Genomic DNA, 25043 nt, shown 5'->3' on the forward strand with positions numbered 1-25043 from the left:
ACCTTCACTTAGGCTTTTGTTAAAATTTCGAAACCATCTTCAACAATAGCAATGGTATGCTCGAAATGCGCACAGTTTTTCCCATCCTGGGTAACGACAGTCCAGTTATCTGCTAACGTTCGAACATATCGTGATCCTGCATTCACCATCGGCTCAACAGCTAGAACCATCCCTGGCTTTAGACGCGGTCCTTTTCCCGGTGGTCCAAAATGAGGAATTTGTGGATCCTCGTGGAGATCTTGCCCGACTCCGTGGCCGACGTATTCACGTACTACCGAAAAGCCTTCCGCTTCAACATACGATTGTATCGCATGAGAGATGTTTGTGAGTCTTTCCCCAGGCTTCGCTTCTGCAAGACCTTTATATAACGATTGTTCGGTTACCTCTAAAAGATGTTTGTTCTCGTCGGAGATTTCTCCGACACCGTAAGTCCAAGCTGAATCGCCATGGTATCCATTGTATTTCGCACCGATGTCGATTGAGATGATATCTCCATCCTTCAGTACTTTTTTACCTGGAATCCCGTGAACCAGCTCTTCGTTTACGGAAGCACAAATACTACCTGTAAAACCATTATAGCCTTTAAAAGAAGGAATTGCATCGTGGCTACGAATAAACTTTTCAGCGATTGCGTCAAGTTCCTTGGTAGTCACTCCTGGTTTAATGTGCTTCTGGAGCTCCTGATGAGTTAAAGCAACAATCTTCCCAGCTTCCCGCATGATTTCAACCTCACGCGAAGTCTTAGATATGATCATTACTTCAACCCTCCAAGTAATTGATCGATATCGTTAAATACCTGATCGATATCCTGGTTTCCGTCGATGTTACGGAGATAGCCCTTCTGATCGTAGAATTTGAGCAGCGGCTTTGATTGTTCAATATTTACTTCAAGTCGTGTTTTGACTGTTTCTTCATTATCATCTTCACGCTGATAAAGCTCTCCGCCGCACTTATCACAAACGCCTTGTTCAGATGGCGGATTGAAAATCACGTGATAAGTCGTTCCGCATTGTTTACAGATTCTGCGGCCAGTCAAGCGTTCCATCAACTTCTCTTTCTCGACATTGATATTCAAGACGAAGTCGATTGAACGATCCTTTTCGAAGAGGATTTTTTCCAGCGCTTCGGCCTGTGCGACCGTCCGAGGAAACCCATCAAGTAAGAAACCTTTTTCACAGTCACTTTTGCTTAATCGTTCATCCACGATACCAATCGTGACTTCATCGGGTACTAGATTACCAGCGTCCATGTAGGACTTGGCTTTCTTACCCAACTCAGTTCCTTCTTTAATTGCAGCTCGGAACATGTCACCTGTTGAGATATGGGGGATACCATATTTGTCAACAATCTCGGCAGCCTGGGTTCCTTTTCCGGCACCTGGCAGACCCATGAGTACTAGATTCATCTAATCCCTCCATACGGTCACAAACGTACATTGTAAAGAGAGTGGGGAATTCGGATGATTCCCTGTTCTCCTCTATTTGATAAAGCCTTTGTAATGACGTTTAATTAATTGGCTTTCAATTCGTTTCATAATGTCTAATGCTACACCAACCACGATCAATAAGCTGGTACCGCCTATTTGTAAAGATTGAGGCAAGTTTGCGAACTTGATGAAGAAAATCGGTAAGATCGAAACAAAAGCCAAGAATAAGGCTCCGACAAAAGTCAGACGATAGAGAATACGCACAATGTACGTTTCTGTATTCTTACCCGGACGGATTCCTGGGATGTATCCACCTTGTTTCTTCAAATTCTCCGCCATTTGTTCAGGGTTGACCTGAACGAATGTATAGAAATACGTAAATCCGATGATCAAAGCCGAGTATACGACCATACCCACCGGTGTCGTATAATCAAATGTGTTTGTAATGAATCTGGTCACCGCGTTTTCAGCAAAGAATCCTGCGATTGTCGGTGGTGCAATGATCAATGAAATTGCAAAGATAACCGGAATTACCCCTGCAGCGTTGACCTTGAGTGGAAGATGTGTCTGTTGTCCTCCCACAGGTTTGTTGTTCACAACACGTTTTGCGTATTGGATCGGGATCTTACGCAATCCTTGTTGAATGAAGATTACGAAGACAGTCAATATCACTATTGCTAGTGCAATAAGGAGCACCTTGACGATTCCGATGAACAGGGTCTGTTCTGATCCTGCGAACTGAGTAGCATAGAACTGGTTCAATGCACCTGGAACAGCGGCTACGATACCAGCGAAAATCAGAATGGAAATACCATTCCCGACACCATGTGATGTGATTTGCTCACCTAACCACATCAGGAATGCGGTACCTGCTGTCAACACTAAAGCGATGAGCAGGTAAGTCGGAATGCTTGGGTTAGGAATCAAACCTGGGAACAGGTTGTTGAATCCAATCGACATTCCGATCGCCTGGATGAATCCAAGTACGATCGTTCCATAACGAGTGAATTGCGCAAGCTTTTTACGCCCAACTTCACCTTGCTTAGACCATTCGGTAAACTTCGGTACAACATCCATCTGTAATAACTGTACAATGATCGATGCTGTGATATATGGCATGATCCCCATTGCAAAAATCGAGAAGTTTTGCAGGGCGCCACCGCCGAACGTATTCAGAAAACCGAATACGTTCATCTGATTCTGAAAATCTAGCACATCCTTGTTTACACTCGGCACAGGAATGAATGTTCCGATCCGAAAGATAACAAGCATTGCTAGTGTAAAAAATACTTTGTTTCTTATATCACTTACGCGCATAATATTGGAGATTGTACGGAACATTACATCACCTCAGCATTTCCGCCTGCTGTTTCAATTGCTTCCTTAGCAGAACCAGAAAATTTATGAGCTTTTACAGTAAGCTTCGTTTCTAATTTTCCATTTCCAAGGATCTTCACTCCGTCTTTCAACTTGCTGATGACACCCGTCTCGAGAAGTAGTTCAGGAGTGACTTCAGTTCCTTCTTCAAAACGGTTTAAAGCATCCAAGTTCACAACCGCATATTCAACACGAGTTGGGTTTGTGAATCCACGTTTCGGTAAACGTCTTGCAAGCGGGTTTTGACCACCTTCGAATCCTGGTCGCACGCCTCCACCAGAGCGAGCATTTTGCCCTTTGTGTCCACGTCCACTTGTCTTACCATTACCGGAACCAATTCCACGTCCAACACGATTACGGCTGCCACGAGAACCTTCAGATGGTTTCAGTTCATGAAGTTTCATTATCGGCACCTCCTCATGATTTATATCGTCTTATTATTCGTTGATTTCATTAACAGTTACAAGATGAGACACCTTGTTCACCATACCACGAATCGCTTCGTTGTCTTCGTGTACAACTGTTTGGTGCATCTTACGCAAACCAAGTGTCTTCACTGTAACACGTTGGTTTTCAGGACGACCAATTAAACTACGAGTGAGGGTGACTTCTAATTTCTTAGCCATTCAAAATCCCTCCTTAACCTAATAGTTCTTCAACTGATTTGCCGCGTAATTTCGCAACGTCCTCAGCACGTTTTAGATTTTTAAGTCCATTGATTGTTGCACGTACCATGTTGATCGGGTTGTTAGATCCTAATGATTTAGATAGGATGTCACCAACTCCAGCCAACTCTAGTACCGCACGTACAGGTCCTCCAGCGATGACTCCTGTACCCTCAGATGCAGGTTTCAACAATACGTTACCTGCTCCATATCGTCCGTTGATCTGGTGAGGAAGCGTCGTACCAACAATCGGTACTGTGATAAGATTTTTCTTCGCATCTTCGATAGCCTTGCGGATCGCTTCTGGTACCTCTTGTGCTTTACCAGTACCGAATCCTACATGACCGTTTTTATCTCCAACTACCACAACCGCAGCAAAGCGAAAGCGACGTCCACCTTTTACAACCTTTGCAACACGGTTAACGGTAACAACACGTTCTTCAAGTTCTAGTTTGTTTGGATCGATTCCACGCATGATTGGATTTCCCTCCTTCTATTAAAATTGTAGTCCAGCTTCGCGAGCTGCGTCAGCTAGTGCTTTCACACGTCCGTGATAGATATATCCACCGCGGTCGAATACAACTACTTTATGTCCAGCTTCAACTGCGCGCTTTGCAATTGCTTCGCCGACTTTCTTTGCAGCTTCAACATTTCCACCGTTATCAACATCTACATCAGAATCTAAAGTAGAAGCAGACAACAACGTTACTCCGTTTTCATCATCGATCAATTGAGCGTAAATGTGCTTTGATGAGCGGAATACGTTCAAGCGAGGACGTTCTGCTGTTCCGAAAATAGTACGGCGCACACGAGCGTGTCTTTTCTTACGCGCAGCATTTTTATCAAGCTTCGTAATCATCCTACGCCACTCCTTTCCGTAATCTTACGTTACTATTTACCAGTCTTACCTTCCTTACGACGAACATATTCTCCTTCGTAACGGATACCTTTACCTTTATACGGTTCTGGAAGACGAACAGAGCGAATATTCGCTGCAACAGCACCAACACGTTCTTTGTCGATACCTTTAACGACTACTTTCGTATTCGCTGGTACTTCAATTTCGATTCCTTGTTCAGGAACGATCTCAACAGGGTGAGAGTAACCAACGTTCAACACTAGTTTGTTACCGGTTTTGTTTGCACGATATCCAACCCCAACTAGTTCAAGAGCTTTCTCATATCCCTTAGCAACACCTTCGATCATGTTGCCGATGATACTAGCTGTTGTACCGTGAAGAGCTTTATGGTCTTTGTGATCGCTTGGGCGTTCAACAGTAACCTTGCTATCTTCAATGTTGATTTTCATGTCAGGGTTAAAAGAGCGAGTCAATTCACCTTTAGGACCTTTGACAGTCACGACGTTGTTGTCATTCTTCTCAACTGTCACGCCGCTTGGAATTTCTAAGTGTTTGTTACCAATACGAGACATTCAGGCTGCACCTCCATTCTTTCTATCTTTCGATTACCAAACGTATGCTAAGACTTCTCCGCCAACCTGTTGGTTACGAGCGTCTTTATCAGTCATAATACCTTTTGATGTTGATACTAGAGCAATTCCTAGTCCACCAAGAACACGTGGTACTTCATAAGCTTTCGCGTAGACACGCAAACCAGGCTTACTGATTCTCTTAAGGCCAGTAATAACACGTTCGTTGTTTTGACCGTACTTTAAGAAAATGCGGATAACACCTTGCTTGCTATCTTCGATGTATTCAACGTCACGTACGAAACCTTCGTTCTTCAGGATTTCTGCAATTTCTCTTTTGAGCTTTGATGCAGGAACCTCTAGTTTATCGTGACCTACAGTATTTGCATTACGAATACGAGTTAACATATCTGCAATTGGATCTGTCATGACCATTACTAATTACCTCCTTCCCGACAATGGGGTTTACCAGCTAGCTTTTTTGACGCCAGGGATTTGACCTTTATATGCAAGTTCGCGGAAACAAATTCTGCAAAGCTTGAATTTACGAATAACGGAATGCGGACGTCCGCAGCGTTCACAACGAGTGTATTCTTGTACTTTGAACTTCTGCTTACGCTTTTGTTTAGCGACCATTGATTTTTTCGCCACAGTTTTCCCTCCTTTGGCTCATTATTTTTGGAATGGCATACCTACTTGAAGAAGTAGTTCACGAGCCTCTTCGTCAGTGTTCGCAGTAGTTACGATAACGATATCCATACCGCGCACTTTGTTGACCTTATCATAATCGATCTCTGGGAAAATAAGCTGTTCTTTCACTCCAAGAGTGTAGTTTCCGCGACCGTCAAATGATTTCTTAGAAACACCGCGGAAGTCACGTACACGTGGAAGAGAAACACTGATCAGCTTGTCGAGGAATTCGTACATACGCTCGCCGCGCAATGTAACTTTCGCCCCAATCGGCATTCCTTCACGAAGCTTGAATCCAGCGATGGATTTCTTAGCCTTAGTAACGACTGGCTTTTGACCAGCGATTTCAGTTAATTCTTCAACCGCGACATCAAGCGCTTTTGCGTTAGAAACAGCATCTCCGATTCCCATGTTGACAACGATCTTTTCGATTTTCGGTACTTGCATCACAGATGTATAGTTGAACTTCTCTTGTAGAGAAGGAACGATTTCTTTTTTGTATCTATCTTGTAGACGATTCATTCTAGGTAACCTCCTTTCAACAAAGCTTATTTATCAAGAGCTTCTCCTGACTTTTTAGCAACACGTACTTTCTTTCCATCCACATCTTTATATCCTACACGAGTAGGTTCATTCGATTTAGGGTCGATCAACATAACGTTAGAAGCATGGATAGATGCTTCAACATTAAGGATTCCTCCTTGTGGATTATCTTGAGAAGGCTTGGCATGTTTCTTCACAACGTTAATTCCTTCAACGATGACACGATTGTTCTTCGGTAACGCTTGAAGGACTACTCCTTGCTTCCCTTTATCCTTACCTGAAATAACTTGAACTTTATCGCCTTTTTTCACGTGCATTTTAGGCATAGCGATTGCGCACCTCCTTACAAGACAGGGCTTGAATTTTATTAAAGAACTTCTGGCGCTAATGAAACGATTTTCATGAATTGATTGTCACGTAATTCACGTGCAACAGGTCCGAAAATACGTGTTCCTCTTGGGCTCTTGTCGTCACGCACGATCACTGCAGCATTCTCATCGAAACGGATGTAAGATCCGTCTGGACGACGCATACCGCGCTTAGAACGTACGATTACAGCACGAACGACCTCGCCTTTCTTAACAACGCCTCCTGGTGTTGCGGATTTAACAGAACACACAACCATATCACCGATGTTCGCATACTTACGTCCAGATCCACCGAGGACCTTGATAGTTAGTAGTTCACGAGCTCCAGAGTTGTCAGCGACTTTCAAGCGTGATTCTTGTTGAATCATTTACGTGTACCTCCTTTCGGACTGAAGATATCGATCCGAACTTTATTTAGATGATGATTGATTCTTCTACCACTTCTACTAGACGGAAGCGCTTATCTTTTGATAACGGGCGAGTTTCCATGATTTTAACAATGTCACCCATTTTAGCAGTGTTGTTTTCATCATGTGCTTTGAACTTTTTAGAGTACTTTACACGCTTACCGTACAATTTATCATTTTTATAAGTTTCAACAAGTACAGTAATTGTCTTTTCCATTTTGTCGGAAACGACACGACCTACATATACTTTACGTTGATTGCGATCGCTCATTTTTTAAGTCCTCCCTTCAATTTAGACGTTCGTAATTCCGAGCTCACGTTCGCGCAAAACAGTTTTTGCACGTGCAATGGCTTTACGGACCTCACGAATGCGGGCAGGGTTCTCTAATTGGCCAGTTGCTAATTGAAAGCGAAGATTGAATAGCTCTTCTTTAAGAGTTTTAACATTCTGTTCGATTTCTGCAGTGGTTAAGTTACGGAAATCATTAGCTTTCATTTGTGTCACCACCCACTTCTTCGCGTTTTACAAATTTCGTTTTGATTGGCAGCTTGTGAGATGCAAGACGAAGTGCTTCGCGAGCTACTTCTTCTGATACTCCAGCTATTTCAAACATGATTTTCCCAGGCTTTACGACTGCAACCCATCCTTCAGGCGCCCCTTTACCGGAACCCATACGTACTTCTAGAGGCTTAGCTGTGTAAGGCTTAGAAGGGAAAATTTTAATCCATACTTTACCGCCACGCTTCATGTAACGCGTCATCGCGATACGAGCTGCTTCGATCTGGCGGTTAGTGATCCAAGACGATTCAACTGCTTGTAGACCGTACTCACCAAATGCGATTTCTTGGCCGCCTTTAGCGCGTCCACGCATTTTACCACGGTGTTCTCTACGATATTTAACACGTTTTGGCATCAACATAATTATTTTCCTCCTTCCTCTTGTTTCGTTCCTTTCGTTGGAAGGACTTCACCACGATAGATCCAGACTTTTACGCCTAACTTACCGTAAGTTGTATCTGCTTCGGCAGTTCCATAATCGATGTCTGCACGAAGAGTGTGAAGCGGAACAGTTCCTTCACTGTAGGATTCAGAACGAGCGATATCAGCGCCACCAAGACGACCTGATACTTCCGTTTTAATACCTTTCGCACCTGCACGCATCGCACGTTGGATTGTTTGCTTCATAGCACGACGGAACGAAATACGATTTTCAAGCTGACGCGCAATGTTTTCTGCAACGAGCTTGGAATTAAGATCTGCTTGCTTGATTTCAAAGATATTTACATGAACTCTTTTACCTGTAAGTTCGTTAAGGGATTTACGAAGTGCTTCTACTTCAGATCCACCTTTACCGATGACCATACCAGGCTTAGCAGTTTTGATTGTGATGTTTACACGGTTTGCTGCACGCTCGATTTCAACCGTTGATACAGCAGCATCTTTCAAACGATTTTCAATGTATTCACGAATTTTGATGTCTTCATGTAGTAGATCCGCGTAATCTTTATCAGCGTACCACTTTGATTCCCAGTCACGAATGACGCCTACACGAAGTCCTACTGGATTTACTTTTTGACCCACGATTTATCCCTCCTTCTTTTCTGAAACTACGATCGTAATGTGACTTGTGCGCTTATTGATGCGGCTTGCACGACCCATAGCACGTGGGCGGAATCGTTTCAATGTAACACCTTCATCAACAAATGCGGTTTTGATTACCAGGTTGTTTGGTTCCAATTCATAGTTGTGTTCTGCGTTTGCGATTGCAGAATTCAATACTTTTTCTACAATTGGAGACGCTGCTTTTGGTGTATGACGCAAAATCGCAATCGCTTCTCCAACTTCCTTTCCTCGAATGAGATCGACGACTAGGCGAGCTTTACGAGGAGCAATTCGAACCTGTTTTGCAACAGCTTTAGCTTCCATTCGGAGTACCTCCTCTCTTGTTAACGTCTTGTTTTCTTATCATCAGCTGCGTGGCCTTTATATGTGCGTGTAGGTGCAAATTCACCTAGCTTGTGTCCGACCATGTCTTCAGTCACATATACTGGCACGTGCTTACGTCCGTCATAAACGGCAATTGTGTGTCCGATGAAATCCGGAAAAATAGTAGAGCGACGAGACCAAGACTTGATAACCTTCTTCTCATTTGTTTCGTTAAGTGCTTCTACCTTTTTCATTAAGTGATCATCTACGAAAGGTCCCTTTTTCAAACTACGACCCATGTTTGTACCTCCCTTCGCGATTGCGCTACGGTTCGCTTGAACCGTAGTTCAATCCCGTTATTTTTTACGACGACGTACGATATATTTGTCACTTGGCTTGTTCTTCTGACGAGTTTTGTATCCAAGTGTCGGTTTGCCCCATGGAGACATTGGTGATTTACGTCCGATTGGCGCACGTCCTTCACCACCACCATGTGGGTGATCGTTAGGGTTCATAACAGATCCTCGAACAGTTGGGCGTTTACCCATCCAACGAGAACGACCTGCTTTACCGATATTGATCAATTCATGCTCCAGGTTTCCTACTTGACCGATTGTCGCACGGCAAGTCAATAGGATGCGGCGAGTTTCACCAGAACGAAGACGTACAAGTGCATAACGCTCTTCCTTACCTAGTAGTTGTGCTTCTGCTCCAGCAGAACGAACGAGCTGACCTCCACGACCAGGCTTCATTTCGATATTGTGGATGGTAGTACCAACCGGGATATCTTTAAGAGCCAATGCGTTTCCGGTCTTGATGTCCGCGTCTGGACCTGACATAACTTCCTGTCCAACTTGCATACCTTTCACAGCAAGGATATAACGCTTTTCACCATCAGCATAGTGGATAAGCGCGATGTTTGCAGAACGGTTCGGATCATATTCAATCGTAGCAACGCGTCCTGGTATTCCATCTTTGTCACGTTTGAAATCGATGATACGATACTTACGCTTGTGGCCTCCACCTTGGTGACGTGTAGTAATACGCCCTTGGTTGTTACGTCCAGCTTTTTTGCTCAATGGCGCTAACAACGACTTTTCGGGCTGATCTGTTGTGATTTCACTAAAATCAGATGACGTCATATGACGACGACCATTTGATGTTGGTTTATACTTTTTGATAGCCATTTACGGTCCCTCCTTTACGAGTAGGTTTATACTCCTTCGAAGAAATCGAGTTCTTTACTATCAGATGTCAACTGCACAATCGCTTTTTTGCGTTTAGCAGTGTATCCGAAGTAACGACCTACGCGTTTCTTCTTCCCTTTGTAATTTTGTGTATTTACATTTTCGACTTTAACACCGAAAATTTCTTCTACCGCGTCTTTAATCTGAGTTTTGTTAGCGCGAGGGTCTACCTCGAACGTGTATTTACCATCACCCATGATTTCTGTAGTACGTTCAGTGATAACGGGGCGCTTAATGATTTCACGTGCGTCTGCCATTATGCGAGCACCTCCTCTACCTTTTCTACAGCATCTTTCGTCATGAATAATTTATCGTGGTTCAGCACATCCAACACATTCACTCCGTCAGCAGTCACGATTGTAACTCCAGGGAGATTACGAGCGGATAAAGCTGCAAATTCGTTATAATCACCAGTAACGACAAGTGCTTTTGCTTCTGAAGAGAAATTTGCTAATAAAGCAGCCATCTCTTTTGTCTTTGGTGCTTCGAACTTTAGCTCATCTAATACGACCACATTGTTATCTTGCACTTTAGAAGAAAGCGCAGATTTGATTGCTAAACGACGCACTTTTTTAGGAAGTTTGTAGCTATAGCTTCTTGGTGTCGGTCCGAATACGACTCCACCGCCTACCCATTGTGGAGAACGAATGGATCCTTGACGAGCACGTCCTGTACCTTTTTGACGCCATGGTTTACGTCCACCGCCTCTTACCGCAGAGCGGTTTTTCACAGCGTGAGTTCCTTGACGAGTTGATGCTTGTTGCATGACAACCGCATCAAAAAGTACGTTTTCATTTGGTTCAATTCCAAATACATTGTCATTTAATTCGATATCTCCGATTTCAGAACCGGATTGGTTATAAAGCGTTACTTTTGGCACCGGTGTATCCTCCTTTCTTACTTAGCTTCTTTAGCCTTGACTGCAGATTCTACTGTAACGTAGCTCTTTTTCGCACCAGGTACGTTACCTTTAATCAATAGTAGGTTGCGCTCTGCGTCAACTCTAGCAATTTCAAGGTTTTGTACTGTAACTGTGTTTCCACCCATGCGTCCAGGAAGTTTCTTTCCTTTAAATACGTGCATAGGGTCAGTTGCACCCATTGAACCAGGGCGACGGTGGTAACGTGAACCGTGAGTCATTGGTCCGCGTGATTGTCCGTGGCGCTTGATCGCACCTTGGAACCCTTTACCTTTTGATGTTCCAGTGACGTCGACTTGATCGCCTTCCTGGAAAATATCTACTTTGACTTCCTGACCAACTTCATAGTCCGCTAGCTCAACATTGCGAACCTCTTTAACGTAGCGCTTAGGGTTTGTGTTTGCTTTTTCAGCATGGCCCTTTGCAGGTTTGTTAGTACGAGATTCTTTCTTGTCAGCATAACCGATTTGGATTGCCTCGTAGCCGTCGTTTTCAGCTGTCTTCTTTTGTAGAACAACATTTGGAGCAGCTTCGACAACAGTTACAGGAATTACCTCACCGTTTTCTGCAAAGATTTGAGTCATACCGATCTTCTTACCTAAGATTCCTTTGGTCATTCGTCACACCTCCTAATATATCCTTATGATTTTTGTTTTTTATAGCTTGATTTCGATGTCTACGCCAGATGGTAGGTCCAAACGCATTAGTGAATCGACCGTTTGTGGCGTTGGCTCGATAATGTCGATCAAACGCTTATGTGTGCGCATTTCAAACTGTTCACGAGAATCTTTGTACTTGTGAACCGCACGCAAGATAGTGTATACAGACTTTTCAGTTGGTAGTGGGATTGGTCCCGATACCTTCGCACCAGATCTCTTAGCAGTTTCAACAATCTTTTCACCAGATTGATCTAAGATACGGTGATCATAAGCCTTTAAACGAATACGAATCTTTTGCTTTGCCATTATTTCCCCTCCTTCTCGTCCATTGATATAGACAATTCTCAGTAGAAATTTACCGAACGTTCCCGCCATGGCAAAGGGGCCGGGTGTGTCCGCAACCTTCTACTTCATCGCAAAATGATGGCCAACATTACAGATTATACTAGAGTCGCAAGGGTTTTGCAAGCAACTTTAGTGTAAGTAAGTATTCAGCCACACTTGAACTATTATAATGGTTCTGCCTATGATTTGCAAGGATTTTTTGAATAGAATCGAAATTTATTGGGGACGGATTTTTTAGGTGGAATTATTAGCGTCTCAGTTTCCGATTTGAAGATGAGGTGGAAATTATTAAAAGTGAGGTAATTCGCATTTGTAGGTAATTCGGTGTTTTTGTAGATAACCACTGCTACAATCTATTTTTAAACCTTAAAGTGTTCTTCGCATTCACGTTTTAATGATATTTCTTTATATTTGATTAATCATTAAATCATTTTATCAAATACTCTTTTATTTTTACTGTAAATTCCAAAATTCACTCCCTTTTCGCGAGTGGTCTACAATTCTCATCCGCTCACTTGCACAGGATGTCAGCACAAAAATGAAATCATATTCGTGTCTTCGATGCGAATTCTTAGAAGCTTCCACAGGACGTGGTGGTATTTAGTCGAAGGTCATCATTATACTCGAAGATCCTTAATTCACTGCAGGGATCTCACCTGACTCGTTTTTCTCGTTATAGTCTCGAATTTTACATGAGAGATGTATCTAAAAAAAGCACCCCGCAAAATACGGAGTGCTTTGAATCTCTATCGACTATTCAATGATTGAAGATACTACTCCAGCACCTACAGTACGTCCACCCTCACGGATAGAGAACTTTGTGCCGTCTTCGATCGCGATTGGCGCGATTAGTTCAACAGTCATTTCAATGTTGTCTCCAGGCATTACCATTTCAGTTCCTTCTGGAAGAGCGATTGTTCCAGTTACGTCCGTAGTACGGAAGTAGAACTGTGGACGGTAGTTAGCGAAGAATGGAGTGTGACGTCCACCTTCTTCTTTAGAAAGAACATAAACTTCCGCCTTGAACTTAGTGTGAGCTTTAACTGTTCCAGGTTGAACAAGAACTTGTCCACGCTCGATGTCGTCACGGGAAACACCACGAAGTAGTGCACCGATGTTGTCACCAGCTTCAGCATAGTCAAGAAGCTTACGGAACATTTCTACACCTGTAACCGTAGTTTTCTTCGGCTCTTCAGTTAGTCCAAGGATTTCGATTTCGTCTCCAACTTTAACTTTACCACGCTCAACACGTCCAGTAGCAACTGTTCCACGACCAGTGATTGAGAATACGTCCTCAACAGGCATCATGAATGGCTTGTCGTGGTCACGTTCTGGAGTTGGGATGTACTCATCAACTGCTGCCATAAGTTCGAAGATTTTCTCTTCCCACTCAGCGTCTCCTTCAAGAGCTTTAAGAGCAGAACCTTTGATTACTGGTACATCGTCACCAGGGAAGTCGTATTCAGAAAGAAGGTCACGTACTTCCATTTCTACTAGTTCTAGTAGTTCTTCGTCGTCTACCATATCACACTTGTTCATGAATACAACAAGGTAAGGTACACCTACTTGACGAGAAAGTAGAATGTGCTCACGAGTTTGTGGCATTGGGCCGTCAGCAGCAGAAACAACAAGGATTCCACCGTCCATTTGTGCAGCACCAGTGATCATGTTCTTAACGTAGTCTGCGTGTCCTGGGCAGTCAACGTGTGCATAGTGACGGTTGTCAGTTTCGTACTCAACGTGTGCAGTAGCGATTGTGATTCCACGCTCACGCTCTTCTGGAGCACCATCGATTTGGTCGTATGCACGAGCTTCACCTTTACCAGACTTCTTGTGAAGTACTGTAGTGATTGCTGCAGTTAGTGTAGTTTTACCATGGTCAACGTGTCCAATTGTACCAATGTTAACGTGGTCTTTGGAACGATCAAATTTTTCTTTTGCCATGAGTATGTTCCTCCTTTAAATATAAAAGATAGTTATTTTTTTATTTGTAAGATAGACGAATATTACTTCACCTATCTTAGCTTACAATAAATGTACTTTCTTGTACAAGTCGTAAACGATTATTGACCGCTTACTTTTTTGATGATTTCTTCTGAAATGGACTTTGGTACTTCTTCGTACTTTTCAAAGTGCATAGTGTAAGTTCCGCGACCTTGCGTTCTAGAACGTAGTGTAGTCGCATAACCGAACATTTCAGATAGAGGTACCATTGCACGGATAACTTGAGCGTTACCGCGAGCTTCCATACCTTCAACTCTACCACGGCGAGATGTTACATCTCCCATGATATCTCCCATGTATTCTTCAGGCACAACAACTTCAACTTTCATCATTGGCTCAAGAAGAACTGGAGAACAATATTGTTTAGCGTTCTTTAATGCCATGGAACCAGCAATCTTAAACGCCATTTCGTTTGAGTCAACATCGTGGTATGAACCGTCGTAGATTTTAGCTTTAAGGTCAATTACAGGGTATCCTGCAATCATACCGTTTTGCATAGCTTCTTCGATTCCGTTTTGTACCGCTGGAATGTATTCACGAGGTACAACCCCACCGACGATCTTGTTCTCAAATTCGAATCCTGCACCCTCTTCGTTTGGTTCGAATTCAATCCAAACGTGACCGTATTGACCACGCCCACCTGATTGACGTACGAACTTACCTTCAACTTTCGCGCCTTTGCGGATTGTTTCACGGTAAGCAACTTGAGGTGCCCCAACATTCGCATCAACTTTAAACTCACGACGCATACGGTCAACGATGATGTCAAGGTGAAGTTCACCCATTCCAGAAATGATCGTCTGTCCAGTTTCTTGGTTCGTTTCAGTTTTGAATGTTGGATCCTCTTCAGCCAATTTCGCAAGAGCGATTGCCATCTTGTCTTGGTCAGCCTTAGACTTAGGCTCAACGGATAATGAGATAACCGGCTCTGGGAAGTCCATTGATTCAAGGATGACCATATCATTCTCGGCACAAAGAGTGTCACCAGTAGATGTATCCTTCAATCCAACTGCAGCAGCGATATCCCCTGCATATACAGTTGAGATCTCCTCACGAGAGTTTGCGTGCATTTGCAGGATACGTCCTACACGTTCACGCTTATTCTTCGTAGAGTTTTTGATGTATGATCCAGAGTCAAGTGTACCAGAGTACACACGGAAGAATGTCAATTTACCAACGTAAGGGTCCGTCATAACCTTAAATGCTAAGGCAGAGAATGGACCATTATCGTCTGCTTCACGTGTAACTTCCTTCTCTTCATCACCTTCTGGGATGAAACCTTTGATTGGAGGTACATCTAATGGAGATGGTAAGTAATCCAGTGTAGCATCCAATACTAGTTGAACACCTTTATTCTTGAATGCAGAACCACAAAGAACTGGGTAGAATTCAACATTGACAGTACCTTTACGGATACCATCTTTCAGTTCTTCAACTGTAAGCTCTTCACCTTCCAAATACTTCATCATTAGGTCTTCGTCTAATTCAGCTACTGCTTCAACAAGCTTTCCGTGATATTCTTCAGCGAGTTCTTTGTACTCGTCTGGAATTTCACCTGCTTGTGTACGAGTGCCTAGATCATCTTCATAGAAATAAGCCTTCATTTCTACAAGATCGATGATTCCTTGGAAGTCATCCTCTGCTCCGATTGGAAGCTGGATCGCATGTGCGTTAGCACCTAGACGTTCACGTAGCGTTCCAAGGGAGTAGATGAAATCTGCTCCGATTTTGTCCATCTTGTTGATGAACACGATACGTGGTACATGGTATGTTGTCGCTTGACGCCATACTGTTTCTGTTTGCGGTTCAACTCCGGATTGAGCATCAAGAACCGCTACTGCTCCATCTAATACCCGTAATGAACGTTCAACTTCAACAGTGAAGTCTACGTGTCCTGGTGTATCGATGATGTTGATACGGTGGTCTTTCCATTGAGCAGTTGTAGCAGCGGAAGTGATTGTGATTCCGCGCTCTTGTTCCTGCTCCATCCAGTCCATTTGTGAAGCTCCCTCATGAGTTTCACCAATTTTGTGGATACGTCCTGTATAGAATAAGATACGTTCTGTCGTAGTCGTCTTACCAGCATCAATGTGAGCCATGATCCCGATATTACGTGTATCTTTCAAGGAGAACTCTCTTGCCATAGGGTCTTTCTCCTTCCTTCGAATGTGATTGATAGTTTATTATTTCTTTGATCTTACCAACGATAGTGAGCGAATGCTTTGTTCGCTTCAGCCATCTTGTGCATGTCTTCACGCTTCTTGACAGAAGCACCAGTGTTGTTAGCTGCATCCATGATTTCGTATGCTAATCTCTCTTCCATCGTTTTTTCTCCACGAAGACGAGAGTAGTTCACTAACCAACGAAGTCCAAGTGTCGAACGACGCTCAGGGCGTACTTCGACCGGTACTTGATAGTTTGCACCACCAACACGACGAGCTCTTACTTCAAGAACTGGCATGATGTTCTTAAGTGCTTGGTCAAGTACTTCCATTGGATCCTGGTTTGTTTTCTCTTGTACGATGTTGAACGCATTATATAAGATCGTTTGCGCTACACCTCTTTTTCCATCAACCATGATTTTGTTGATTAGGCGTGTCACAAGTTTAGATTTATAAATTGGATCTGGTAATACATCACGACGTTCTACAGGTCCTTTACGAGGCATGTAGTCCCCTCCTTTCAAAAGTTGTCAATATTTTCGAGTGTTCAAAAGCGGCACAGTTGCCGTTCATCATTTGATGATTTTTCAATGAAGGTTCAAAAGTTAGCGAATCAGGAACAAGAAGTTCAAGGCGTGATGGTTTTGAGGACCGGAATGTATGTGTTCAATACATGAGGACCGGTAAAACCAAGGAACGTAGAAATTCGCCGTTCATCATTTGATGACTTTTGAACTACCTATTATTTCTTTTCATCTTTAGGCTTCTTCGTTCCATACTTAGAACGACCTTGTCTACGGTCATTGACTCCAGCAGTATCTAGTGCACCACGAACGATGTGGTAACGTACCCCTGGTAAGTCTTTTACACGACCTCCACGGATAAGTACAACACTGTGTTCTTGTAGGTTGTGACCAATTCCAGGAATGTAAGCTGTAACTTCAATCTGGTTAGTCAAACGAACACGCGCATACTTACGAAGTGCAGAGTTCGGCTTCTTAGGTGTCATTGTACCAACACGTGTACAAACACCGCGCTTTTGCGGAGAAGAAAGATCAGTGTTTACTTTCTTGAAGCTATTGTAGCCTTTGTTAAGTGCTGGAGAGTCGGATTTCTTACCTTTTGAATGACGACCCTTACGTACCAATTGGTTAATAGTAGGCATTTTATATCCTCCCTTCTAATACTTGTATTCCTAGCCCACACATCCAGGTGGTTCATTTTTGGACAAAATAAAGTTTTTGCGCAGGGCTAAAGAGCCCTGGCAAAAACAATTTTATCCTATTATCGCAACCGTTGCGGCACCAACGTCAATTCCGCAAGCTTTTCCAAGCTTTTTCATAGATTCGACGTTTGTGACAGGAACGCTTTTTTCTTTTGCGATGTGAACGACTTTATTCGTTACACGCTGATCTGCATCATTTGCAACGATTAACTCTTTCACTTCCCCATTCTGAAGGGCTTTTATTGTTTGCTTCGTGCCAACAATAAAATTGGTTGCCTGCGTCACTTTTTCATAAGACATTTGTTTTTATATCCTCCAAAGCAACAGGTTTATATGAAAGCACTCCGTTATATTATCAGAGTTGAAAAATGTTGTCAACAATACAATTAATCTTGTGTGACTAATTCTTCTGTGCCAACAGATTCTTCAGTCGCTTCCAACTCGGTTTGTTCTCCAACTGGAACGATGCTGCGATAACGCGACATTCCTGTTCCTGCTGGTACAAGCTTACCGATGATGACATTCTCTTTCAGTCCAAGCAACTCATCACGCTTACCTTTGATTGCTGCATCAGTCAGGACACGTGTCGTTTCCTGGAAGGAAGCAGCTGATAAGAATGACTCAGTTTCAAGGGATGCTTTCGTGATTCCAAGTAAGATCGGTCGTCCTGTAGCTGGTTGACCGCCTTCTAACAGGACTTGCGTATTGACATCTGTAAATTGGTTGATGTCGATAAGCGATCCCGGTAAGACGTTTGTATCTCCAGCTTCAATAACACGTACTTTCCGCATCATTTGACGAACCATTACCTCAACGTGCTTATCACCGATTTCCACCCCTTGCATACGGTAAACCTTCTGCACTTCGCGAAGCAGATAATTTTGGACTGCATCGACACCGGAAACCTTCATCAGTTCTTTCGGATCGATCGAACCTTCTGTCAGTTCTTGGCCGGCAACAATCGTATCATCTACTTTTACTTTGATACGTGCACCGTAAGGGATGGTGTACGAACGGCTCTCAACTTCACCTTGTACTGTGATTTCACGTTTATCGCGAACTTCGTTGATCGCAGTAACCGTGCCATCAAGCTCAGAAATGACTGCTTGACCTTTCGGGTTACGCGCTTCAAACAATTCTTGGATACGAGGCAGACCCTGTGTGATATCGTCTCCTGCAACTCCACCTGTATGGAATGTACGCATTGTAAGCTGGGTTCCTGGCTCACCGATTGATTGAGCAGCGATGATTCCGACAGCTTCCCCAACTTCAACTTCAGTACCTGTAGCCAGGTTGCGTCCATAACACAAGTTACATACACCGTGACGGGTGTTACATGTAAATGCAGAACGAATGACGACTTCTTCAATTCCAAGGTCAATAATTTCTTTCGCAATGTCTTCTGTAATCAATTCGTTACGTCCGACAATGACAGAATCATTTTCAGGATGTTGGATCGTCTTGAACGCTACACGACCAATCAATCGTTCATCGAGCGGTTCGATGACTTCATTTCCTTCCTTAATCGCTTTGACAGTCAGACCTCGATCTGTTCCGCAATCTTTTTCACGGACAATGACATCTTGTGCAACGTCAACAAGACGACGAGTCAGATAACCAGAGTCGGCGGTCTTAAGTGCTGTATCAGCTAGACCTTTACGAGCACCATGCGTTGAAATGAAGTATTCAAGGACCGTAAGACCTTCACGGAAACTTGACTTGATCGGAAGTTCGATGATTTGACCAGCCGGGTTAGCCATCAATCCACGCATTCCAGCAAGCTGGGTGAAGTTTGATGCGTTACCACGGGCACCTGAATCACTCATCATGAAGATCGGGTTATAAGGATCCAATGAAACCATCAGTTTTTCTTGGATTGCATCCTTCGCATTACTCCAGATGGAGATGACACGATCATAACGTTCTTCTTCTGTGATGAGTCCTCGACGGAATTGCTGTAATACTTTTGTGACTTTCTCTTCAGCTTCTTCAAGGATCTCCTTCTTCTCAGAGAGGACCACGATGTCAGATACACCAACGGTAATACCTGCTTTAGTCGCGTATTTGAATCCAAGATCTTTCATTCGGTCAAGCATTCTAGAGGTTTCTGTGATTTTGAATCGTTTGAAGACCTCTGCAATGATCTTTCCTAATATACCTTTCTTGAAAGGCGGAATCAATTCACGCTTATCGAGTTCCTCATTCAAATCAACGGTTGGATCGATAAAGTACTTCTCGGGGGTTGCTACTTCCAGATTGTACTCAGTCGGTTCGTTGATATATGGGAATGACGGCGGCAAGATTTCGTTGAAAATCAACTTACCAATCGTCGTGATTAACAATTTACTATTCTGCTCCTCAGTAAATGAACCTTTACCGAGTGCTTTCGCCGGAATTGCGACACGTGTATGAAGATGCACATAACCATTCTGGTATGCAGTGAGTGCTTCATTCGTATCATTGACGATCATACCCTCACCGATAGCGCCTTTCCGTTCAAGGGTAAGGTAGTAGTTCCCTAATACCATATCCTGAGACGGTGTTACAACCGGCTTTCCATCTTTCGGGTTCAAAATGTTTTGTGCTGCAAGCATCAAGATACGTGCTTCAGCTTGAGCTTCTGCTGACAATGGAACGTGAACCGCCATTTGGTCTCCATCAAAGTCCGCATTGTATGCTGTACATACTAGCGGGTGAAGACGAATCGCACGGCCTTCAACTAATGTCGGTTCGAATGCCTGGATTCCCAAACGGTGAAGTGTAGGTGCACGGTTCAAAAGAACGGGGTGTTCTTTGATGACTTCTTCAAGTACATCCCATACTTCAGGTTGGACGCGTTCAACTTTACGCTTCGCACTCTTGATGTTATGAGCAAGGCCTTTGTTGACCAACTCTTTCATGACAAACGGTTTGAATAGTTCAAGTGCCATCTCTTTTGGAAGACCACACTGATACATTTTCAAGTTAGGACCTACAACGATAACGGAACGACCAGAATAGTCGACACGTTTACCAAGCAGGTTTTGACGGAAACGACCTTGTTTACCCTTCAACATATGGGAGAGGGATTTCAACGGACGGTTTCCTGGTCCTGTGACCGGTCTGCCGCGTCGTCCATTATCGATCAATGCATCCACAGCTTCTTGGAGCATACGTTTCTCGTTTTGGACGATGATATTCGGTGCACCAAGATCCAATAGACGCTTCAGACGGTTGTTACGGTTGATCACCCGACGGTATAAGTCGTTAAGGTCGGATGTCGCAAATCGACCGCCATCCAATTGGACCATAGGACGAAGTTCCGGTGGGATGACCGGCAGCACTTCGAGAATCATCCATGAAGTGAGGTTTCCTGAATGACGGAACGCTTCTAATACTTCAAGTCTTTTGATTGCTCGAGTACGTCTTTGTCCTTGTGCAGTCTTCAGTTCTTCTTTCAATACCGCTACTTCTTTATCAAGATCGATATCTTCTAGAAGTTTCTTGATGGATTCCGCACCCATTTGTGCTGTAAATCCTTGACCATACTTTTCACGGTAAGAACGATATTCTTTTTCGGATAAAAGTTGTTTCCTCTCAAGTGGTGTTTCACCTGGCTCCGTCACTACCCATGAAGCGAAATAAATCACTTCCTCAAGTGCTCTAGGAGACATATCCAGCACAAGGCCCATTCTGCTCGGAATGCCTTTGAAGTACCAGATATGAGAAACTGGTGCAGCAAGTTCGATATGTCCCATGCGTTCACGTCGAACTTTTGCACGTGTGACTTCTACACCACAGCGGTCACAAACGACGCCCTTATAGCGGACGCGCTTGTATTTACCACAGTGACACTCCCAGTCCTTTTGCGGACCGAAAATTCTTTCACAGAAAAGCCCATCTTTTTCAGGCTTCAACGTACGGTAGTTAATCGTTTCCGGTTTCTTGACTTCACCACGAGACCAAGAACGGATCTTATCAGGTGAAGCAAGACCAATTTTCATATACTCAAAGTTATTTACATCGATCAAGGGGTCTACCTCCCTTATGATATGCTGCTATACCCTTATTCACCGACGGATTGGGTTTCTACGTTCAAGTTCAATTTATCGTTAGAGTTTTCCTCTTCATCATCCAGTTCACGCATTTCGATTTCCTGTTCGTCGCTCGTAAGCATCTTGACATCCATTCCAAGGCTCTGAAGTTCTTTGATCAATACTTTAAAGGACTCCGGAACACCTGGTTCAGGAACGTTTTCGCCTTTGACGATCGCTTCATACGTCTTCACACGGCCGACAACATCATCGGACTTGACTGTGAGGATCTCTTGGAGCGTGTAGGCTGCACCGTATGCTTCAAGCGCCCAAACCTCCATCTCACCGAAACGCTGTCCGCCGAACTGGGCTTTACCACCTAGAGGCTGCTGGGTTACGAGTGAGTAAGGTCCTGTTGAACGAGCATGTAGCTTATCATCTACCATGTGAGCCAGCTTGATCATATACATGACCCCGACAGAAATACGGTTATCAAACGGTTCTCCTGTTCGACCGTCGTATAGAACTGTCTTACCGTCTCTTGATAGACCTGCTTCATCGAGTGTTTCCCAAACGTCTTCTTCACGCGCACCATCGAATACTGGTGTCGCCATATGAAGTTTCAGTTCTCTAGCTGCCATACCCAAGTGAAGCTCCAATACCTGACCGATGTTCATACGTGATGGTACCCCTAGAGGGTTCAGCATGATATCGATCGGTGTACCGTCAGGCAAGTACGGCATATCTTCTTCAGGTAAAATCCTGGAAATAACACCTTTGTTACCGTGACGTCCTGCCATCTTATCTCCTTCATGAATCTTCCGCTTCTGTACGATGTAAGCACGTACGAGCTGATTGACTCCTGGAGGAAGCTCATCGCCATCTTCACGGTTGAAGACTTTTACATCATGGACGATTCCGTCGCCGCCGTGAGGTACCCGAAGTGATGTATCACGGACTTCACGCGCTTTTTCACCGAAAATCGCATGTAAGAGACGTTCTTCTGCTGTCAGCTCAGTTACACCCTTAGGCGTTACTTTACCGACCAGGATGTCCCCGTCTTTTACTTCAGCACCAACACGGATGATTCCGCGTTCGTCTAAGTTTTTAAGCGCATCTTCACCGACATTTGGAATATCACGTGTGATTTCTTCTGGTCCAAGCTTCGTATCTCGTGCTTCTGACTCATACTCTTCAATATGGATCGAAGTATAGACGTCATCTTTCACCAGACGTTCACTCATGATGACGGCATCCTCATAGTTATATCCGTCCCATGTCATGAAACCAACGAGTACGTTTCGCCCAAGAGCAAGTTCACCAAGTTCCATCGAAGGACCATCTGCGAGGATTTCCCCTTTGGTCACCCGGTCTCCTTGACTGACGATCGGACGTTGGTTATAACAAGTTCCTTGGTTTGATCGGACGAATTTCATCAAGTTATAACGGTCCAAATCACCTTTTATTTCTTTACCGTCGACTATTTCAATTCGACGAATGTAAACACGAGCTGCAGAAACCTTCTCGACAATACCTTCGTGTTTACAAATGACAGCAGCGCCAGAGTCTTTTGCAGAAACGTGCTCCATTCCTGTTCCAACGATTGGTGACTCAGGAACCATCAATGGTACAGCCTGCCGCTGCATGTTCGCACCCATCAATGCACGGTTAGAGTCATCGTTTTCTAAGAACGGGATACAAGCGGTCGCTGCTGAAACGACCTGTTTAGGTGATACGTCCATGTAATCGATTTTGTCGCGTTTTGCAATTGTGTTCTGGTCACGATAACGCGCAATGACCTCTTCATCGACAAATGATCCGTCTTCTGCTAGCTTTGCGTTCGCCTGTGCGACCACATAATTGTCTTGTTCATCAGCCGTCAAGTAATCGATCTGAGCCGTCACTTTCCCTGTTTCAGGATCGACACGTCGATAAGGCGTTTCGATAAATCCGTATTCGTTGACCTTCGCATAGCTTGACAGAGAGTTGATCAATCCGATGTTCGGACCTTCAGGCGTTTCAATCGGACACATACGGCCATAGTGGGAGTAGTGGACGTCACGGACTTCGAATCCAGCACGTTCACGCGTCAAACCACCAGGTCCAAGTGCAGATAAACGACGTTTATGGGTAAGCTCTGCCAATGGATTCGTCTGATCCATGAACTGTGAGAGCTGTGAGCTTCCGAAGAACTCTTTGATTGATGCAATTACCGGTCTTATATTGATCAGTGCTTGCGGTGTAATCGAGTTCGTGTCTTGAATGGACATACGTTCACGGACAACACGTTCCATACGGGATAGACCGATACGGAATTGATTTTGTAAAAGTTCTCCTACAGAACGGAGTCGACGATTACCAAGGTGATCGATATCATCTGTTAAACCTACACCATGTAGCAGGTTAAAGAAATAATTGATGGAAGCAATGATGTCAGCCGGTGTAATGTTTTTGATGGAACGATCGATCTGACCGTTTCCAATCACATTGATCACCTGATCTTGCTCACCTTCAACCGGAGAGTATATTTTAATAGATTGAAGTCGAACTGGTTCATCTTCAATCACTCCACCCGCAGGTGTAACTTCTTTAAATGCTTCATCTTTTTCTAAAGCCGGCAGAATACGCTCAAGAAGACGGCGATCAAGAACCGTTCCTTCTTCTGCAATCACTTCGCCAGTTTCAGGATCCGCAATCGTTTCAGCTAGGCGCTGATTGAATAGACGGTTTTTAATATGAAGCTTTTTGTTAATCTTATAGCGTCCAACGTTCGCAAGATCATAACGCTTCGGATCAAAGAAACGGGACTCTAATAGACTTTTAGCATTATCTACTGTAGGGGGCTCTCCTGGACGTAAACGCTCATAAATTTCAAGAAGCGCTTTTTCTGTACCTTCTGTATTATCTTTTTCTAGTGAATTACGAAGGTACTCATCTTCCCCTAGCAAATCGATGATTTCTTGATCAGAACCAAACCCTAATGCACGCAACAAGACCGTCACTGGTATTTTGCGAGTACGGTCGATACGAACATGGACGACGTCTTTAGCATCTGTTTCAAGCTCTAACCATGCGCCTCGGTTTGGAATTACCGTAGCTGTGAAACCTCTTTTGCCGTTTTTGTCCAATTTTTGATTGTAATACACGCTCGGTGAACGAACGAGTTGTGAGACAATTACGCGTTCTGCTCCGTTGATGATGAAAGTACCAGTGTCCGTCATCAAAGGGAAATCTCCCATGAACACTTCTTGTTCCCTCACTTCACCTGTCTCTTTGTTAATCAGGCGTACCTTAACACGAAGCGGAGCGGCATAGGTAACGTCTCGCTCCTTGGACTCCTCTACAGAATACTTAGGCTCTCCTAAACTATAATCGATGAACTCAAGCACTAAGTTACCTGTGAAATCCTCAATTGGAGAAATGTCGTGGAACATCTCTCTCAAACCCTCATCAAGAAACCATTGATAGGAGGAAGTTTGGATTTCAATGAGGTTTGGAAGTTCCAAAACTTCATTAATTCTTGCATAGCTTCTCCGTTGGCGGTGGCGTCCAAACTGAATGAGTTGACCTGTCAACTGATTCACCCCTCAAATCCAGCATAGTATCGTCAAGCAACTAGTTATAAAAACTAGAAAAAC

Annotated in this window: 31 protein-coding genes; all 31 read right to left on the reverse strand. The window is 43.8% G+C overall.

The window, feature by feature from the left end; all coding sequences use genetic code 11:
• Positions 1-8: 8 nt before the first annotated feature.
• The 31 genes from map to rpoB all read right to left on the reverse strand — a co-directional run bounded on the left by map (position 9) and on the right by rpoB (position 24980).
• Positions 9-755 (reverse strand): type I methionyl aminopeptidase, encoded by a 747-nt coding sequence (map, locus tag KOL94_RS23850; RefSeq protein WP_221569169.1) that lies wholly within the window; start codon positions 753-755, stop codon positions 9-11.
• On the reverse strand, positions 755-1405 hold the full coding sequence (locus KOL94_RS23855; protein ID WP_221569170.1) for an adenylate kinase: 651 nt from the start codon (positions 1403-1405) through the stop codon (positions 755-757). The genes map and KOL94_RS23855 overlap by 1 nt, the downstream gene beginning before the upstream one ends.
• Before the next feature lie 72 nt (positions 1406-1477).
• Positions 1478-2767 carry a preprotein translocase subunit SecY gene (secY, locus tag KOL94_RS23860; protein ID WP_221569171.1) on the reverse strand — a complete coding sequence of 430 codons (1290 nt, stop codon included), beginning with the start codon at positions 2765-2767 and terminating at the stop codon, positions 1478-1480.
• Positions 2767-3207, reverse strand: a complete 441-nt coding sequence (gene rplO, locus KOL94_RS23865; RefSeq protein ID WP_221569172.1) for a 50S ribosomal protein L15 — start codon at positions 3205-3207, stop codon at positions 2767-2769. Before rplO ends, secY begins: the two co-directional genes overlap by 1 nt.
• Before the next feature lie 33 nt (positions 3208-3240).
• On the reverse strand, positions 3241-3429 hold the full coding sequence (gene rpmD, locus KOL94_RS23870; protein WP_221569173.1) for a 50S ribosomal protein L30: 189 nt from the start codon (positions 3427-3429) through the stop codon (positions 3241-3243).
• 13 nt (positions 3430-3442) lie between these two features.
• Positions 3443-3943 (reverse strand): 30S ribosomal protein S5, encoded by a 501-nt coding sequence (gene rpsE, locus KOL94_RS23875; RefSeq protein WP_221569174.1) that lies wholly within the window; start codon positions 3941-3943, stop codon positions 3443-3445.
• Between the two features lie 21 nt (positions 3944-3964).
• Entirely contained in the window at positions 3965-4327 is a 363-nt protein-coding gene (gene rplR, locus KOL94_RS23880; protein ID WP_221569175.1) for a 50S ribosomal protein L18, read from the reverse strand.
• A gap of 32 nt (positions 4328-4359) precedes the next feature.
• The gene (rplF, locus tag KOL94_RS23885) at positions 4360-4899 is read right to left on the reverse strand and encodes a 50S ribosomal protein L6 (protein WP_221569176.1); all 540 of its coding nucleotides are present in this window, start codon (positions 4897-4899) and stop codon (positions 4360-4362) included.
• 33 nt (positions 4900-4932) lie between these two features.
• Positions 4933-5331, reverse strand: coding sequence for a 30S ribosomal protein S8 (rpsH, locus tag KOL94_RS23890; RefSeq protein ID WP_221569177.1), 399 nt, complete (start codon positions 5329-5331; stop codon positions 4933-4935).
• 30 nt (positions 5332-5361) lie between these two features.
• Positions 5362-5547: a type Z 30S ribosomal protein S14 gene (locus KOL94_RS23895; protein ID WP_138420165.1), complete on the reverse strand. Its 186-nt coding sequence runs from the start codon at positions 5545-5547 to the stop codon at positions 5362-5364.
• 21 nt (positions 5548-5568) lie between these two features.
• Entirely contained in the window at positions 5569-6108 is a 540-nt protein-coding gene (gene rplE, locus KOL94_RS23900) for a 50S ribosomal protein L5 (protein ID WP_221569178.1), read from the reverse strand.
• A 26-nt stretch (positions 6109-6134) separates the two neighbouring features.
• The gene (rplX, locus tag KOL94_RS23905) at positions 6135-6446 is read right to left on the reverse strand and encodes a 50S ribosomal protein L24 (RefSeq protein ID WP_221569223.1); all 312 of its coding nucleotides are present in this window, start codon (positions 6444-6446) and stop codon (positions 6135-6137) included.
• 50 nt (positions 6447-6496) lie between these two features.
• A complete protein-coding gene (rplN, locus tag KOL94_RS23910; protein WP_221569179.1) occupies positions 6497-6865 on the reverse strand; it encodes a 50S ribosomal protein L14 in 369 nt (122 codons plus the stop codon).
• 46 nt (positions 6866-6911) lie between these two features.
• Positions 6912-7175 carry a 30S ribosomal protein S17 gene (gene rpsQ / locus KOL94_RS23915; protein ID WP_221569180.1) on the reverse strand — a complete coding sequence of 88 codons (264 nt, stop codon included), beginning with the start codon at positions 7173-7175 and terminating at the stop codon, positions 6912-6914.
• Positions 7176-7196: 21 nt separating this feature from the next.
• Positions 7197-7400 (reverse strand): 50S ribosomal protein L29, encoded by a 204-nt coding sequence (gene rpmC, locus KOL94_RS23920; RefSeq protein ID WP_221569181.1) that lies wholly within the window; start codon positions 7398-7400, stop codon positions 7197-7199.
• Positions 7390-7824, reverse strand: coding sequence for a 50S ribosomal protein L16 (gene rplP / locus KOL94_RS23925; RefSeq protein WP_221569182.1), 435 nt, complete (start codon positions 7822-7824; stop codon positions 7390-7392). Before rplP ends, rpmC begins: the two co-directional genes overlap by 11 nt.
• A gap of 2 nt (positions 7825-7826) precedes the next feature.
• Positions 7827-8486 (reverse strand): 30S ribosomal protein S3, encoded by a 660-nt coding sequence (gene rpsC, locus KOL94_RS23930; protein WP_221569183.1) that lies wholly within the window; start codon positions 8484-8486, stop codon positions 7827-7829.
• A 3-nt stretch (positions 8487-8489) separates the two neighbouring features.
• The gene (gene rplV, locus KOL94_RS23935) at positions 8490-8831 is read right to left on the reverse strand and encodes a 50S ribosomal protein L22 (RefSeq protein ID WP_221569184.1); all 342 of its coding nucleotides are present in this window, start codon (positions 8829-8831) and stop codon (positions 8490-8492) included.
• A gap of 20 nt (positions 8832-8851) precedes the next feature.
• Positions 8852-9130, reverse strand: a complete 279-nt coding sequence (rpsS, locus tag KOL94_RS23940; protein WP_221569185.1) for a 30S ribosomal protein S19 — start codon at positions 9128-9130, stop codon at positions 8852-8854.
• A 57-nt stretch (positions 9131-9187) separates the two neighbouring features.
• Complete coding sequence (gene rplB / locus KOL94_RS23945; RefSeq protein ID WP_221569186.1) at positions 9188-10018, reverse strand: 50S ribosomal protein L2; 831 nt, start codon at positions 10016-10018, stop codon at positions 9188-9190.
• Between the two features lie 26 nt (positions 10019-10044).
• Entirely contained in the window at positions 10045-10335 is a 291-nt protein-coding gene (rplW, locus tag KOL94_RS23950) for a 50S ribosomal protein L23 (protein ID WP_221569187.1), read from the reverse strand.
• Positions 10335-10958, reverse strand: a complete 624-nt coding sequence (rplD, locus tag KOL94_RS23955) for a 50S ribosomal protein L4 (RefSeq protein WP_221569188.1) — start codon at positions 10956-10958, stop codon at positions 10335-10337. Before rplD ends, rplW begins: the two co-directional genes overlap by 1 nt.
• A gap of 17 nt (positions 10959-10975) precedes the next feature.
• Positions 10976-11614, reverse strand: coding sequence for a 50S ribosomal protein L3 (gene rplC / locus KOL94_RS23960; RefSeq protein WP_221569189.1), 639 nt, complete (start codon positions 11612-11614; stop codon positions 10976-10978).
• A gap of 39 nt (positions 11615-11653) precedes the next feature.
• The gene (gene rpsJ / locus KOL94_RS23965; RefSeq protein ID WP_221569190.1) at positions 11654-11962 is read right to left on the reverse strand and encodes a 30S ribosomal protein S10; all 309 of its coding nucleotides are present in this window, start codon (positions 11960-11962) and stop codon (positions 11654-11656) included.
• Positions 11963-12754: 792 nt separating this feature from the next.
• Positions 12755-13945, reverse strand: a complete 1191-nt coding sequence (gene tuf / locus KOL94_RS23970; protein WP_221569191.1) for an elongation factor Tu — start codon at positions 13943-13945, stop codon at positions 12755-12757.
• A gap of 119 nt (positions 13946-14064) precedes the next feature.
• Positions 14065-16149 (reverse strand): elongation factor G, encoded by a 2085-nt coding sequence (gene fusA / locus KOL94_RS23975; protein ID WP_221569192.1) that lies wholly within the window; start codon positions 16147-16149, stop codon positions 14065-14067.
• Between the two features lie 53 nt (positions 16150-16202).
• Positions 16203-16673, reverse strand: a complete 471-nt coding sequence (gene rpsG, locus KOL94_RS23980) for a 30S ribosomal protein S7 (protein ID WP_221569193.1) — start codon at positions 16671-16673, stop codon at positions 16203-16205.
• Between the two features lie 236 nt (positions 16674-16909).
• A complete protein-coding gene (gene rpsL / locus KOL94_RS23985) occupies positions 16910-17332 on the reverse strand; it encodes a 30S ribosomal protein S12 (protein WP_221569194.1) in 423 nt (140 codons plus the stop codon).
• A gap of 111 nt (positions 17333-17443) precedes the next feature.
• On the reverse strand, positions 17444-17692 hold the full coding sequence (locus KOL94_RS23990; RefSeq protein ID WP_221569195.1) for a 50S ribosomal protein L7ae-like protein: 249 nt from the start codon (positions 17690-17692) through the stop codon (positions 17444-17446).
• 86 nt (positions 17693-17778) lie between these two features.
• Entirely contained in the window at positions 17779-21402 is a 3624-nt protein-coding gene (gene rpoC / locus KOL94_RS23995) for a DNA-directed RNA polymerase subunit beta' (protein ID WP_221569196.1), read from the reverse strand.
• Between the two features lie 35 nt (positions 21403-21437).
• The gene (gene rpoB / locus KOL94_RS24000; protein WP_221569197.1) at positions 21438-24980 is read right to left on the reverse strand and encodes a DNA-directed RNA polymerase subunit beta; all 3543 of its coding nucleotides are present in this window, start codon (positions 24978-24980) and stop codon (positions 21438-21440) included.
• Positions 24981-25043: the final 63 nt, after the last annotated feature.

Origin of the sequence: Alkalihalobacillus sp. TS-13 (assembly GCF_019720915.1) — a bacterium.
Classification (GTDB): Bacteria; Bacillota; Bacilli; order Bacillales; family Fictibacillaceae; genus Pseudalkalibacillus.